Consider the following 13,811-nt stretch of genomic DNA (forward strand, 5'->3'; position numbering starts at 1 on the left):
CTCGTGGTCCGCGAGACCCGGTCGTCGCCGGCCCGCGAGGAGCGGGCCTCACGGACGACGAGCGGTGCTCGGCGAAGGGGGGTGGGGGTGGGGCGAGCCGGGTCAGGGGGAGGGGCGGTGCCAGCCGGCGAGGCGGCCGTCGCGGCTCACAGCGCGCAGGCGGCGCTCGACGTCGCGGCGCAGGCCTCGGCCGCACACGACGAGCAGCTGGTCGCCGGCGCGCACGAGCGTCTGCGACCCGGGCACGAAGGACTCGCCGTCGCGGACGACGAGGGAGACGTTGGCCCCCTTCGGCAGCCGCAGCTCGAAGACCCGGACGCCGTGCAGCCGCGAGCCCTCGCCGACGCTCACCTCGACGAGGTCGGCCCCCAGCCGCTCCAGCGGCTCGGACTCGACCATGACGTCGGTCGCGAGCGCCACCTCGGTCACCCCCAGCCGGCGGGCCACCCACGGCAGGGTCGGCGCCTGGATGAGCGTGAAGAGCACGACGAGCACGAAGACGAGGTCGAAGACCCAGTCGACCCCGCGCGCCCCGATCGTCACCGGCACGGTGGCGAGCACGACGGGCACGGCCCCGCGCAGCCCGGCCCACGACAAGAAGGCCTGGTCGCGCCAGGGGACGCCGAAGGGGGTGAGCGACACGATCACCGACAGCGGCCGGGCGACGAGCAGCAGCGCGAAGCCCAGGAGCAGCGCCGCGGGCACCTGCTCGAGCAGCGTGCTCGGCGAGGCGAGCAGGCCGAGCATGACGAAGAGCCCGATCTGCGCGAGCCAGCCCACCGACTCGGCGAAGCCGAGCATCGCCGCCCGGTGCGGCATCGTCATGTTGCCCATGACGAGCGAGGCGAGGTAGCAGGCGATGAAGCCGGAGGTGTGCGCGCTCACGGCGACCGAGTAGGCCAGGACCGACACGGCGATGACCCCGATGGAGAAGAGCCCCGACGTCACCGACGCGGTCCGGCGCACGAGCTGCCCGCCGAGGTAGCCGACGACGATCCCGACGATCCCGCCGCCGACGAGCTCGAGCGTCGCGGTGAGCCCGAGCAGCCACCACGGCTCGGCGTGCGCCGGGTCCGCGGCCCGCGCCGACAGCGCGACGACGAGGATGACGACCGGCGCGTCGTTGAAGCCCGACTCGGCCTCGAGCATCCCCGACAGCCGCCGGGGCAGGGGCACGCGGCGCAGCACGGAGAAGACGGCGGCGGCGTCGGTCGAGCTGACGACCGCCGCGATGAGCATCGCGATGTGCCAGTCGAGCCCGAGCAGCCAGTGCGCGCAGACGGCGGTGACGAGCACCGACACGACGACCCCGACCGTCGACAGCGCGACCGCCGGGGCGACGGATCTCTTGATCGCCGACCACCTCGTCGTCAGCCCGCCCTCGGTGAGGATGAGCACGAGCGCGGCGTAGCCGAGCACCTGCCCGATCGCGTCGGACTCGAAGTCGATGCCGATGACCCCTTCGCCGAGGACGAGCCCGACGGCGAGGTAGATGAGCAGGGTCGGCAGGCCCGACCGGGCGGTGGCCCGCACGGCGGCGATGCACACGACGAGGACGCCGGAGGCGACGAGGAGCACACGTGCGAGGTCCTGAGGGTCCCAGCCCGTCCCACCTGCGCTCGCCAGCACCGCTCACCTCCGTCTCGTCCGGTCGTTAGTCTCGCAGGGTGCCATCGCTCGCCTCCCTCCGGCGCGGCCTGCTCATCGCAGCGGCCGTCGTCCTCGTCGTCGTCCTCGCGCTCTCCGTCCTCGCCTGGATGCAGGTGAGCCGGACCCAGCCGAAGACCTCCGGCACCCTGCAGATCAGCGGGCTCAGCGCGCCGGTCACCGTGGTCCGCGACGACCGCGGCGTGCCCGACATCTACGCCGACACGCTCGGCGACCTCATGCGGGCGCAGGGCTACGTCCACGCGCAGGACCGCTTCTTCGAGATGGACCTGCGCCGGCACATCACCGCCGGTCGCCTCGCCGAGATGGTCGGCGAGCCCGGCGTCGAGACCGACCGCGTCATCCGCACGATGGGCTGGCGCCGCGTCGCCGAGGCCGAGCTGCCGATGCTCGAGCCGAGCACCCGCCAGGCGCTGCAGGAGTACGCCGAGGGCGTCAACGCGTGGATCTCCGACCAGGGCGAGCCGGGCGACATGGCGCTCGAGTACACCGTGCTCGGCCAGCAGAACCCCGACTACCGCGTCGAGCAGTGGTCGGCCGTCGACTCCCTCGCGTGGCTCAAGGCGATGGCCTGGGACCTGCGCGGCAACTACGACGAGGAGCTCACCCGGGCCCGCCTGTCCGGCGTCGTCTCCGACTCGATGCTCGCCGACCTCTTCCCGCCCTACGACTCCGAGAGACACCAGCCGATCCTCTCGCCCGACGAGTGGCCGGCGACGAGCCGCAGCGGCGGCGCGACCTCCGCCGGCGGCGCCCAGAGCGTCGCCCCCGCGGCCACCCCTTCGTCCGGTCCGTCGTCCACCCCCTCGCCGAAGGGGGAGCCCGCCGGCTCCTCGACGCCGGAGCCCGAGCTCTCCGACGACGAGACCCGTCGGGTCCTCGCGTCGACCCAGCAGGCCGTCGACACCGTGCCCCAGCTGCTCGGCCAGGGCGAGGGCATCGGCTCGAACTCCTGGGTCGTCAGCGGCGAGCGCTCCTCGACGGGCAAGCCGCTGCTCGCCAACGACCCGCACCTCGGCATCTCGATGCCGGGCATCTGGTACCAGGTCGGGCTGCACTGCCGCGAGGTCACCGCCCAGTGCCCGCTCGAGGTGAGCGGCTACTCCTTCGCCGGTCTGCCCGGCGTGGTCATCGGGCACAACGCCGACATCGCGTGGGGCTTCACCAACCTCGGGCCCGATGTCACCGACTTCTACCTCGAGCTCGTCGACGACGACTCCGGCCGCTACACCCGCGACGGCAAGCAGGTGCCGCTGACGACCCGCCGCGAGACCATCAAGGTCGCCGGCGGCGACGACGTCGAGCTCACCGTGCGCTCGACGACGCACGGCCCGATCATGTCCGACGTCTTGCCCGGTGTCGCCGAGGCCGGCGAGCGCGGCGACGGCGGGGGCGGCACGGGCGACCAGGCCGTCTCGCTCGCGTGGACCGCCCTCACCCCGAGCACGACGGCCGACGCGATCTTCGCGCTCAACACGGCGAAGGACTGGGGCGACTTCCGCGAGGCGGCGCGCGACTTCTCCGTGCCGAGCCAGAACCTCGTCTACGCGGACACCGAGGGCAACATCGGCTACCAGGCGCCGGGAGCGATCCCGATCCGGCGCGACCGCGGCACGGGCGTCACCCCCGGCGAGCTGCCGGCGCCCGGGTGGGACAGCCGCTACGACTGGCAGGGCTTCGTCGACTTCGAGGACCTGCCCTGGGTGCTCAACCCCGACGACGGCGTGATCGTCACGGCCAACCAGATGGTCACCGAGCGCCGCACGCCCTACCTCACCTCCGACTGGGACTACGGCTACCGGGCCCAGCGCATCCTCGACCTGCTGACGAGCGAGGAGGAGGTGACGCCGGAGAAGATGCTGCGCATCCAGGACGACAGCCGCAACGAGTTCGCCCCGACGCTCGTGCCGCACCTCATGCGCATCACCCTCGACGACCCCTTCGTCACCGAGGCCCGCGACCTGCTCGCCGAGTGGGACTACACCCAGCCGGCGGGACCGGGCGAGGACAGCGCGGCGGCCGCGTACTTCAACGCCGTGTGGTCCAACGTCGTGCGCCTCACCTTCAACGACGACCTGCCGACCGACCTGCAGGCCAGCGGCGGCTCGACCCAGATGCAGTCAGTGACGGCCCTGCTCGACACGCCGCGCTCGGGCTGGTGGGACAACAAGCTCACCCCGGGCCTCGTCGAGGGGCGTGACGAGATCCTGCGCCAGGCGATGGTCGACGCGCGCCTGGAGCTGACGAAGCGGCTCGGCAAGGAGCCGGTCGACTGGCAGTGGGGCCAGCTGCACACCGCCGACTTCGAGCACCAGGTGCTCGGCGGCGAGGGCGTGCCCGGGCCGGTCCGCGCGCTCTTCAACCGCGGCGGGTACGAGGTCGCCGGCGGCAGCTCGATCGTCAACGCGACGTCGTGGGACGCGTCGAAGGGGTACGAGGTCACCGCCGCGCCGTCGATGCGGATGGTCGTCGACCTCGGTGACCTCGACGCGTCGCGCTGGGTCAACCAGACCGGGCAGAGCGGGCGGCCCTTCAGCGACCACTACACCGACCAGGCCGAGGCGTGGGCGCGCGGCGAGACCTACCCGTGGGGCTTCAGCGAGTCGGCCGTCCAGGACGCGAAGGACGACGAGCTCACCCTCGAGCCGAAGAAGGAGTGACCCCCTCGGCGGTGAGCACGGAGCTCACCGGCCGGTCGTGGGGCTCGGCGGGCAGGGGCTCGTCGGCGCGCTCGCCGGGGTGGAGGAGCAGGACGACCGGGGCGTGCGGCGAGAGCCGGGCGAGCGCCCGGTCGTAGCTGCCGCCGCCCTGGCCGAGCCGGGTGCCGAAGGGGTCGGCCGCCAGCCCCGGGACGAGGGCGAGGTCGGCGTGGGATGGGGCGTCGAGGCCGAGCGGGGTGCGCTCGGGATCGGTGACGTCGCACCAGTCGAGGTCGAGGTCGGGCAGCGTGAGGGGCACGAGCACCCGCCAGCCCGCGGCGACGAGCGCGCGGTTGACCTCACCGGTGGGCGGCTCGTGAGGCAGCGACTCGTACGACAGGGCGAGGGGCACCCCTTCGCCCTCGGTCCTCTGCTGGGCGCCGATGTCCTCGGCCAGGTCGAGGACGTGGCGGGCGAGCGCCGAGGCGTCCGCGGCGAGGTCCCGGGCGGCGACGACGGCCCGGCGGCGGGCGCGCAGAGCGGCCCGCAGCTCGCGCTTCGCGGCAACCGTGGACGGGCTCTGCCCGGGACCCTCCTGCGTCACCTGCCTCATCGTAGGGTGGGCGCCATGACCCCTGAGGCGCTGGAGCTGTCGCTGGAGAAGATGCGTGACCAGGGGGTCGACCGACGGGCGATCGCGGTCTTCGAGGCGTACTGGCACCAGCTCGCCGAGGGCGCGCAGGGCGTCATCCCCGAGGACACGATCGAGCCGATGGGCGACCTGCCCGAGCTCGCCGACCTCGACGTCAGCGACGACGAGCGACGCGAGGCGCTGCAGCGCGTGGCCGTCGTCAAGCTCAACGGCGGGCTCGGCACGAGCATGGGCATGTCCGGGCCGAAGACCGCGCTCGTGGCGCTCGAGGGGCTGACCTTCCTCGACATCATCGCCCGGCAGATCATCGCGCTCGGCGAGCGCTACGGCGTGCGCCCGCCGCTGCTGCTCATGAACTCCTTCCGCACCCACGAGCAGTCCCTCGAGCTGCTCGAGCAGTACCCGCAGCTGCGCGAGCAGCCGCTGCCCCTCGACTTCATCCAGAGCCGCGAGCCGAAGCTGCGCGCCGACGACCTCGCCCCGGTGGAGTGGCCGGCCGACCCCTCGCTCGAGTGGTGCCCGCCCGGCCACGGCGACGTCTACGTCGCGCTCGCCGCGTCGGGGATCCTCGCCCAGATGCAGGAGCAGGGGATCAAGTACGTCTTCCTCTCCAACGCCGACAACCTCGGCGCGAGCTGCGACCCCGACATCGCCGCGTGGCTGCTGCGCGAGGACGTCCCCTACGCCGCCGAGGTGACGACCCGCACGGCGAACGACCGCAAGGGCGGCCACCTCGCGATCCGCAAGGAGGACGGGCGGCTCATCCTGCGCGACACGGCGATGGTCGCCGACGGCGAGGACCACTACTTCCAGGACAACCGCCGCCACCAGTGGTTCCACACGAACAACCTCTGGGTGAGCGTCGACGCGCTCGCCGAGCGGATGGAGGCCAGCGACGGCGTCCTCGGCCTGCCGATCGTCATCAACCGCAAGACCGTCGACCCCACCGACAAGACCTCGACGAAGGTCATCCAGGTCGAGTCGGCGATGGGCACGGCGATCGAGCGCTTCGAGGGCAGCCAGGCGATCCGGGTGCCGCGCAGCCGCTTCCGTCCCGTGAAGACGACGAACGAGCTGCTCCTGCTGCGCAGCGACCTCTTCGAGCTCGACGACGACATGCTCGTGCGCGGTCTCAGCGACCAGCCCGACCCGGCGATCGACCTCGACGACCACTACAAGTACATCGCCGACTTCGACCGGCTGCTGCCGCACGGCTCGCCCTCGCTCGCGGGCTGCTCCTCCTTCGCCGTGCACGGCGAGGTGACCTTCGGGTCCGACATCACGTGCGAGGGCGACGTCGAGGTCGTCGCCGACGGCGCGGCCGAGGTGCCCGACGGCACCCACCTGCAGGGTCGGCACGAGCTGACGTGACGCGGCTGGTCAGCCGGCTGCGCCGCCGCCCCGCCGAGCCGGTGCGCTGGCCGATGCGGCTCGCCGCGCAGACCGCGGCGGGCGAGCGGGTGCTGCTGCGCCCCCTTCGCCCCGGTGACGAGGGCGAGTTCCTCGGCGCCCGCGCGGCCAACGCGACGTGGCTCGGCCCGTGGGACGCGACCTCGCCGCTGCCCTCGCCCCCGCGCGTCGCCTTCCGCGAGTACCTCGGCCGGCTCGAGGCGGATGCGCGACGGGGGACCGCCCTACCCTTCGTGCTCGAGGTGGACCGTCAGATCGTAGGCCAGCTCAACGTCAGCTCCATCGTCCTCGGGTCCTTCCGCTCATGCACGATGGGCTACTGGGTCATCCACGACGTCGCCGGGCGCGGGCTCATGCCGGCGGCGGTCGCGCTCGCCGGTGACCACGTGCTGCGCGACGTCGGCCTGCACCGCGTCGAGATCAACATCCGCCCGGAGAACTCCGCCTCGCTCGCCGTCGTGCGCAAGCTCGGGCTGCGTGACGAGGGCCTGCGCCGGCGCTACCTGCACATCGACGGCGACTGGCGCGACCACCGCAGTTTCGCCGTCACCGCCGAGGAGCTCGAGCCCGCCGGCCTCCTCGGCCGCGTCGGCGCCCGCCGCGTCCCCGCCCGCTGACCCTTGGTGGTTGAGGCGCGAGCGCCAGCGAGCCTCGAAACCGCCCCTTCGCTGATCGAGGTGGTCTCGAGGCTCCTTCGTCGCACCTCGACCAGCAACGGCTCCATCGCTGGTCGAGGTGCGACGAGCGCAGCGAGGAGCCTCGAGACCACCACGCGAGGTCGACCAGCACACCGAAACCACACACGCACCACGATTCACAGCAGGCAACATCCGCGACACACCGTATGGCCTGACCGACGAGCGCCCTTGCCCTCCATAGTGTTCGGATCGTGCAGTCGAGCAGCCTCATCTTCGTGGTCGTCGTCGCGATCTGGGCTGCGTATCTCGTGCAGTACTGGGTGCGCCGCCGTGATCACCTCGCGACCGTCCGTTCCGTCGACCGGTTCTCCGCCGCCATGCGTGTCCTCGACTCGCACCGGCTAAGCCAGACCGAGGAGCCCGCGCGCTCCTACGCGGTCTCGCCCGCCCGCGCGGCGCGACCTGAGGTCGTCGTCAAGCGCACCGTCACCGTCCCGGAGGCCCCCGTGCACGAGCCCGAGCTCGAGGACGAGGGGTCGGGCCGTCTCGCGGTCGTCTCGGCCGTCGTCGACGCCCCCCGCCAGGTCCGCGGTCTGGCCTTCCTCGGCCACCTCGTCCTGCTGCCGATCGCCTTCCTCTTCTCCGCCTTCGGCTCGCTGCCGTGGCTCGTCACCGGTCTGCTGCTCGTCGGTCTGCTCGGCTCCTTCGGGTGGCTGCGCCAGGACGTCAAGGCCGCCGAGGCGCGTCGCCGCGAGGAGCACCTCGCCCGTCGCCGCTCCCGTGAGGCCGCCGCCCCCGCGCGTCGCCCCGCCCCGCGCCGCGCGCCCGTGCACGCCGAGACCACGACCGAGGTCGTCGTCGACGAGCCCGAGCGGGCCGTCGCCGAGGCCGCCGTGTCGCAGACCGTCGCGACGGACGCCCCCTTCGACGTCTCCGCGCCGGTCGAGGCCGCTCCCGCCGAGCCCGCCGAGGTCGAGGCGCCCGCAGCGGTCGTCGACGACCGCGAGGGCACGTGGGAACCGGTGCCGGTCCCGCGCCCGACCTACACGATGAAGGCCCGTGCGGGCGCCCGTCCGGTCGTCGAGGACGCCCTGGCCGAGGACACCCCGCAGGTCCTCGACGCGATCGACGACGACGTCGTCGCCCCGCAGCGCGCTGTCGGCAGCTGACCCCCGCCCCTCACGCACGAGTGGCCGCTACGCACCTCGCGTAGCGGCCACTCGTCTGTTTCCCCCTTCGTCCCACCCACGGGGGCGAAGGGGGCACCCCTCACGTGTCGTAGGGGCCGCGCTCACCGGGCTCGATGCGGGCCATCTCCTCGCTCTCGTCGACGTCCTCCTCGACCTCCGCCTGCTCCGCGGGCGTGAGGAGGTCTTCCGGCTCGTCGACGCCCGGCGGCTCCGGGTCGAGCAGGTGGTGCCCGACGGCGTTGAGCACCGCGATGAGCGGCACGGCGACGAGCGCGCCGAAGATGCCGCCGACGACGACACCGGCGGCGATGCCGAGGATGACGGCGAGCGGGTGCACGCGGACCGCGCGGCCGAGGAGCAGCGGCTGGAGCAGGTGCGCCTCGACCTGCTGCACGACGACGACGACGCCGAGCATGATGAGTGCGACGACGGGGCCCTTCGCGACGAGCGCGAGGACGACGGCGATGAATCCGGACAGCAGCGCGCCGATGACGGGGATGAAGGCGCCGAGGAAGACGAGCAGCCCGATGCCGGAGGCGAAGGGGACGCCGAGCGCGAGCGCGCCGAGGCCGATGCCGAGGGCGTCGACGGCCGCGACGAGGATCGTCGCGCGGGTGAAGGCCTGCAGCTGGCCCCATGCGATGCGACCGCCGGAGATGGCCTTGGCGCGCACGGTGCGCGGGAAGAGGCGCACGACCCAGCCCCAGATCTGCGGGCCGTCGTAGAGGAAGAAGAAGAGGGCGAACATCGTGATCGCCGCGCCGGCCAGCAGGTGCCCGACGGTGAGGCCGGCCTGCGCGGCCCGCGTCCCGACCTCGCTCTGACCGAGGCTCTCGCGGGCGCGGTCGAGGTAGCCGGTGAGCTCGTTGTTGCTGAGGTTGAAGGTCGTGAGGACCCACGTGCGGATCTGGTCGACGCCCTGGCCGACCTGCCCGACGAGGTCCGGCAGCTGGGCGGCGAACTGGTTGACGACGAAGCTGAAGAGCCCGACGACCACGGCCAGCGTGCCCAGCACAGTGATGATCGCGGCGAGCCCGCGCGGCATGAAGGACGCGAGCCGGCGGAAGAGCGGTTCGAGCAGTGCCGCGAGAAGGATCGCGACGATGATCGGGTAGGTCACCTCGGAGAGGAAGCCGACGAGGTAGATCAGCGCGGCGATGCCGGCGGCGATGAGCAGCAGGCGCCACGTCCACTCGCTCGCGGCGCGCACGAGCGGCGGCACGTGGCTGCGGTCGGCCTCGGCCGTCGCGTCTGCGGGGACCTCGACGACGAGCGGTCGCGGGGGAGGTCCGGCCTGCCGCTCACGGGCCGTGACGACGGCCTCGGTGATGCGGTGGCGCAGCGAGCGGGTGGCGTCGGTCTCGTCCGTCTGGGCGGGATCCGGCTCGTGGTCCGTGGGCATGGACGTCCTTGCCGAAGGGGGAGGCGCGAGCGCCCTGACCGACGGAGCCTAGCCGTTTGGACCGGGCCCGGACGCTGGGTTATCGTTGCCGCTGCACCTGGGGCTGTGGCGCAGTTGGTAGCGCGTCTCGTTCGCAATGAGAAGGTCAGGGGTTCGAATCCCCTCAGCTCCACCAGCGTGAGACCCCGGCCGGGATCGGCCGGGGTCTTCGTCGTCTCTGGCCGCTCACGGCGGCGGTAAGGCAGCGCTCATGAGCGGACGTGCATCCGCTCGCCCTGGGGCCCGAAGATCGCCAGCACCTCGGCCGGCGCCGGGCCCGGGTTGCCGATCCAGTGGGGGGTGCGGGTGTCGAACTCCACCACCTCGCCCGGCTCGAGCATGAGGTCCCGCGTGCCGAGCAGCAAGCGGATCCGGCCGTTGAGGACGTAGAGCCACTCGTAGCCCTCGTGCGTCTGCAGCGTCGGGGATGGGTTGTCCTCGACGGGCATGACCATCTTGAAGGACTGCAGCCCGCCCGGCCGGCGGGTGAGCGAGATGAAGGTCCGCCCGTGCCGGACGACCGGCTTGGAGCGGATGCGCGGGTCGCCGGTCTCGGGGGCGTCGACGAGCTTGTCGAGCGCGACCCGGTGGGCGCGGGCCAGGGGGAGCAGGAGCTCGAGGGTCGGCTTGCGCTGGCCTGACTCGAGCCGCGACAGCGTGCTCACCGAGATGCCGGTCTCCTCGGCGAGATCGGTGAGGGTCGCCTCGCGCTCGAGGCGCAGCTGGCGCAGGCGGGGGCCGACCCCGCGGAGCACGTCGTCGTCGGTCATGCGTCCTAGTTTGCCAGGGCAGCAAGAATGTTTGTCAAAAGTGCGAGAGTGGTCGCACCGTCGTCGACATGGACGAGAACCCCACCCCCCAGACCTACGACGTCGTCGTCATCGGCGGCGGCGCCGCCGGCCTCAGCGGCGCGATGGCGCTCGGCCGATCGAAGCGCTCGGTCCTCGTGATCGACGCCGGCGAGCCCCGCAACGCCCCCGCCGACCATGCCCACAACTACCTCGGGCGCGAGGGGGTCCCCCCCTTCGAGCTGCTCGAGATCGGCCGCGCCGAGGTCGCCCAGTACGGGGTCGAGATCCTCTCCGACCGCGTCGTCGCCGTCTCCGGCGAGATCGACGCCTTCCTCGTGACGACCGAGGGCGGCCGTCGGGTCATGTCCCGCCGTGTCCTCGTCACCGGCGGCGTGGTCGACGAGCTGCCCGATGTGCCCGGCCTCGCGCATCGGTGGGGCGTCGACGTCCTGCACTGCCCGTACTGCCACGGCTGGGAGGTCCGCGACCGGCGGATCGCCGTGCTCGCCACCTCGCCCATGGCCGGCCACCAGGCCCTGCTCTTCCGCCAGCTGAGCGACGACGTGGTCGTCGTCGTGCACGACGGCGTCGAGATCCCCGACGAGGAGCTCGAGCGGCTCGGTGCGATCGGGGTGCGAGTCCTGCACGGCACCCCTCAGGAGGTCGTCTCCGACGGCGACCGCCTCGTCGGCCTGCGGCTGGCCGACGGCACGCTCCTCGAGCACGACGCGGTCGTCGTCGCCAGCAAGCCCCACGTGCGCACCGACTACCTACGCCCCCTCGGCATCGAGGCGACCCCCTTCGAGATGCACGGGACCGAGCTCGGCTCGGTCATCGCCGTCGAGCCGACCGGCGCGACGAGCGTGCCCGGCGTCTTCGCCGCGGGCAACGCCACCGACATCGCGATGGTCCTCGTCGCTTCCGCCGCCCACGGCGTGCGCGTCGGTGCCTGGATCAACGCCGAGCTCGCCACGGCGGACGCGACCCGGGCCGCGGCGCAGCGCCGGGAGGGCTTCTTCGAGCGGGATGCGTGGGAGGAGCGCTACTCGGGCGACCGCGTGTGGAGCGGCCGGGTCAACGCCCAGCTCGCCGCCGAGGCGCAGTCGCTCACGCCGGGTCGCGCGCTCGAGATCGGCTGCGGCGAGGGGGGAGACGCCATCTGGCTCGCGGAGCAGGGGTGGCAGGTGACGGCCGTCGACTTCGCCGACGCCGCGCTCGCCCGCACCTCTGAGCACGCCGCGCAGGTCGGGGTCGGCGACCGGGTCGAGACCCGTCGCGTCGACGTGCGGACCTTCGAGCCGGACGGCGAGACGTGGGACCTCGTCACCTCGCACTTCTTCCACCTGCCCGACGGCGGCATGCCCGACGTCGTGGGCCGGCTGGCCTCGGCCGTCGCCCCCGGCGGCACTCTGCTCGTCGTCGGCCACCACCCCGGCGACCTCAGCACGGGTCTGCGCCACGGGCATGCGACCTTCATGTTCACCGCCGAGGAGCTCGCGCCCGCGCTGCCCGAGGGCTTCGAGGTCGAGGTCAGCGCGGCCCGACCGCGCACCCAGGCGCACCCCGAGACCGGCGAGGAGATCGCCGTGACCGACGCGGTGCTGCGCGCCCGCCGGGTGGGCTGACCCGCTCAGACCCAGAAGGTGTCGTGCCGGTCCATGAAGTCGGCGCGCTCCTGCTCGCTCATCGGCTCGCCCCGCGCGAGGGTCTCGAAGTAGTCCTCGCGCGGGCCGCCGGGCGCGAACATGAGGAGCATCGAGGCCGGCCCCGCCCCACGGAAGCCGTGGATGCCCCCTTCGGGCACGTAGAGGAAGTCACCCGACCAGGCGGTCACCCACGCGCGCCCGTCGTAGAGCCGCACCTCGCCCGAGAGCACGTAGAACTGCTCGGAGATCGAGCGGTGGAAGTGCGGGTCGGGCCCGGACTCGGTCTCGCCGAATGTCCACCGGTAGAGCCCGAAGCGGTGATCTGTCTGGTCGCCGGTCGCGAGGTACTCGCACGTCCCGCCGCCCCGGTAGGTGATCTCCGGCGGGGTCCCCGAGCGCCCCAGCCAGGCACTCGCCTCGCCCTCGGCTGCCTCGTAGGTCGGCGGCGGGTAGGGGCGGGGGAGCGACATCGGCGGGTCCTCTCTGTCGGGATGTCGATGTCTACCGCTGACGTCACGCCTGCACAAGGGGAGCGGGTGGTGGTGGGGAGGTGGTCTCGAGGCTCCCCTTCGAGGCTCCCCTTCGAGGCTCCTCCGTCGCACCTCAGGGCGGCGCTCCGTCGCACCTCGACCGGCAAGAGCGACCGCCCCGCCCGACGGGTGTCGGACGGGGCGCTCGGTGGTCTGGGTCAGGCGAGGGTCTTCGCGTCGATGACGAAGCGGTAGCGCACGTCCGAGGCGAGGACGCGCTCGTAGGCCTCGTTGACCTTCGCGGCCTCGATGACCTCGATCTCGGAGCCGATGTTGTGCTCGGCGCAGAAGTCGAGCATCTCCTGGGTGAGGGCGATGCCGCCGATCATCGAGCCGGCGAAGGAGCGACGGCCGCCGATGAGCGAGAAGACGTTGATCTCGAGCGGCTCCGGCGGGGCGCCGACGTTGACCATCGTGCCGTCGACGGCGAGCAGGCCGAGGTAGGAGTCGATGGCGATCTTCGCGCTCACCGTGTTGATGATGAGGTCGAAGCGGCCGGCGAGGTCCTGGAAGGTCGTCTCGTCGGAGGTCGCGTAGTACTCGTCGGCGCCGAGACGCAGGCCGTCCTCCTGCTTCTTCAGCGACTGCGAGAGCACGGTGACGTGCGCGCCGAGGGCGTGCGCGATCTTCACGGCCATGTGGCCGAGCCCGCCGAGGCCGACGACGGCGACCTTCGAGCCGGGGCCGACGCCCCACTTGCGCAGCGGCGCGTAGGTGGTGATGCCGGCGCACAGCAGCGGGGTCGCGGCGGCGGGGTCGAGGCCCTCGGGCACGCTGAGGACGAAGTCGGCGTCGACGACGACGTGGGTGGAGTAGCCACCCTGGGTGATTGTGCCGTCGCGGTCGGTCGCGCCGTACGTGGCGACGTTGCCCTCGACGCAGTACTGCTCGTCGCCGTTGGTGCAGTTCTCGCAGCGGCCGCAGGAATTGACCATGCAGCCGACGCCAACACGATCGCCGACTGCGTGGCTGCCCACGTCGGAGCCGACCTCGCGGACGATGCCGACGATCTCATGGCCCGGCACGAGCGGGAAGGCCTGCGGGCCCCAGTCGCCGTTGACCGTGTGGATGTCGGAGTGGCAGATGCCGGCGTACTCGATGTCGATGAGCACGTCGTTCGCGCCGACCTCACGGCGCTCGACGGTCGTGGAGACGAGCGGCTCGCCGGCGGCGGGCGCGGCGTAGGCGTTGACCTGCATGGGTGTG

General features: G+C 72.6%; 11 protein-coding genes and 1 tRNA gene. 6 read left to right on the forward strand and 6 right to left on the reverse strand.

The features are described from left to right. Positions 1-102: 102 nt before the first annotated feature. Entirely contained in the window at positions 103-1,629 is a 1,527-nt protein-coding gene (locus L6241_RS10485; protein ID WP_368246137.1) for a potassium/proton antiporter, read from the reverse strand. Between the two features lie 38 nt (positions 1,630-1,667). On the opposite strand from L6241_RS10485, the gene L6241_RS10490 reads away from it, so the two are divergent. Continuing rightward, a complete protein-coding gene (locus L6241_RS10490; protein WP_368246139.1) occupies positions 1,668-4,328 on the forward strand; it encodes a penicillin acylase family protein in 2,661 nt (886 codons plus the stop codon). Here L6241_RS10490 and L6241_RS10495 read toward each other — a convergent pair. Then, positions 4,303-4,911, reverse strand: coding sequence for a 5-formyltetrahydrofolate cyclo-ligase (locus L6241_RS10495; protein WP_368246140.1), 609 nt, complete (start codon positions 4,909-4,911; stop codon positions 4,303-4,305). The two genes, L6241_RS10490 and L6241_RS10495, sit on opposite strands and share 26 nt — an antisense overlap. A 24-nt stretch (positions 4,912-4,935) precedes the next feature. On the opposite strand from L6241_RS10495, the gene L6241_RS10500 reads away from it, so the two are divergent. From L6241_RS10500 to L6241_RS10510, 3 genes are all read left to right on the forward strand, one after another. Beyond that, a complete protein-coding gene (locus tag L6241_RS10500) occupies positions 4,936-6,330 on the forward strand; it encodes a UTP--glucose-1-phosphate uridylyltransferase (RefSeq protein ID WP_368246142.1) in 1,395 nt (464 codons plus the stop codon). Continuing rightward, on the forward strand, positions 6,327-6,986 hold the full coding sequence (locus tag L6241_RS10505) for a GNAT family N-acetyltransferase (protein WP_368246144.1): 660 nt from the start codon (positions 6,327-6,329) through the stop codon (positions 6,984-6,986). Before L6241_RS10500 ends, L6241_RS10505 begins: the two co-directional genes overlap by 4 nt. A 272-nt stretch (positions 6,987-7,258) precedes the next feature. After that, on the forward strand, positions 7,259-8,176 hold the full coding sequence (locus L6241_RS10510; protein WP_368246145.1) for a hypothetical protein: 918 nt from the start codon (positions 7,259-7,261) through the stop codon (positions 8,174-8,176). 100 nt (positions 8,177-8,276) lie between these two features. Here L6241_RS10510 and L6241_RS10515 read toward each other — a convergent pair whose 3' ends face one another. Beyond that, positions 8,277-9,599, reverse strand: coding sequence for an AI-2E family transporter (locus L6241_RS10515; RefSeq protein WP_368246147.1), 1,323 nt, complete (start codon positions 9,597-9,599; stop codon positions 8,277-8,279). A gap of 99 nt (positions 9,600-9,698) precedes the next feature. Between L6241_RS10515 and L6241_RS10520 the strand changes: the two genes are divergently transcribed. Continuing rightward, a tRNA-Ala gene (locus tag L6241_RS10520) sits at positions 9,699-9,774 on the forward strand. 73 nt (positions 9,775-9,847) lie between these two features. Here L6241_RS10520 and L6241_RS10525 read toward each other — a convergent pair. Beyond that, positions 9,848-10,408 carry a helix-turn-helix domain-containing protein gene (locus tag L6241_RS10525; protein WP_368246148.1) on the reverse strand — a complete coding sequence of 187 codons (561 nt, stop codon included), beginning with the start codon at positions 10,406-10,408 and terminating at the stop codon, positions 9,848-9,850. 68 nt (positions 10,409-10,476) lie between these two features. On the opposite strand from L6241_RS10525, the gene L6241_RS10530 reads away from it, so the two are divergent. Further along, positions 10,477-12,054 (forward strand): FAD-dependent oxidoreductase, encoded by a 1,578-nt coding sequence (locus L6241_RS10530; protein WP_368246149.1) that lies wholly within the window; start codon positions 10,477-10,479, stop codon positions 12,052-12,054. 5 nt (positions 12,055-12,059) lie between these two features. On the opposite strand, the gene L6241_RS10535 is transcribed toward L6241_RS10530, so the two are convergent. Next, entirely contained in the window at positions 12,060-12,545 is a 486-nt protein-coding gene (locus tag L6241_RS10535; RefSeq protein ID WP_368246150.1) for a cupin domain-containing protein, read from the reverse strand. Between the two features lie 218 nt (positions 12,546-12,763). Further along, complete coding sequence (locus L6241_RS10540) at positions 12,764-13,804, reverse strand: NAD(P)-dependent alcohol dehydrogenase (RefSeq protein WP_368246152.1); 1,041 nt, start codon at positions 13,802-13,804, stop codon at positions 12,764-12,766. Positions 13,805-13,811 lie beyond the last annotated feature (7 nt).

It is taken from the genome of Janibacter sp. Y6 (assembly GCF_040900765.1).
Taxonomy (GTDB): domain Bacteria; phylum Actinomycetota; class Actinomycetes; order Actinomycetales; family Dermatophilaceae; genus Marihabitans; species Marihabitans melonis.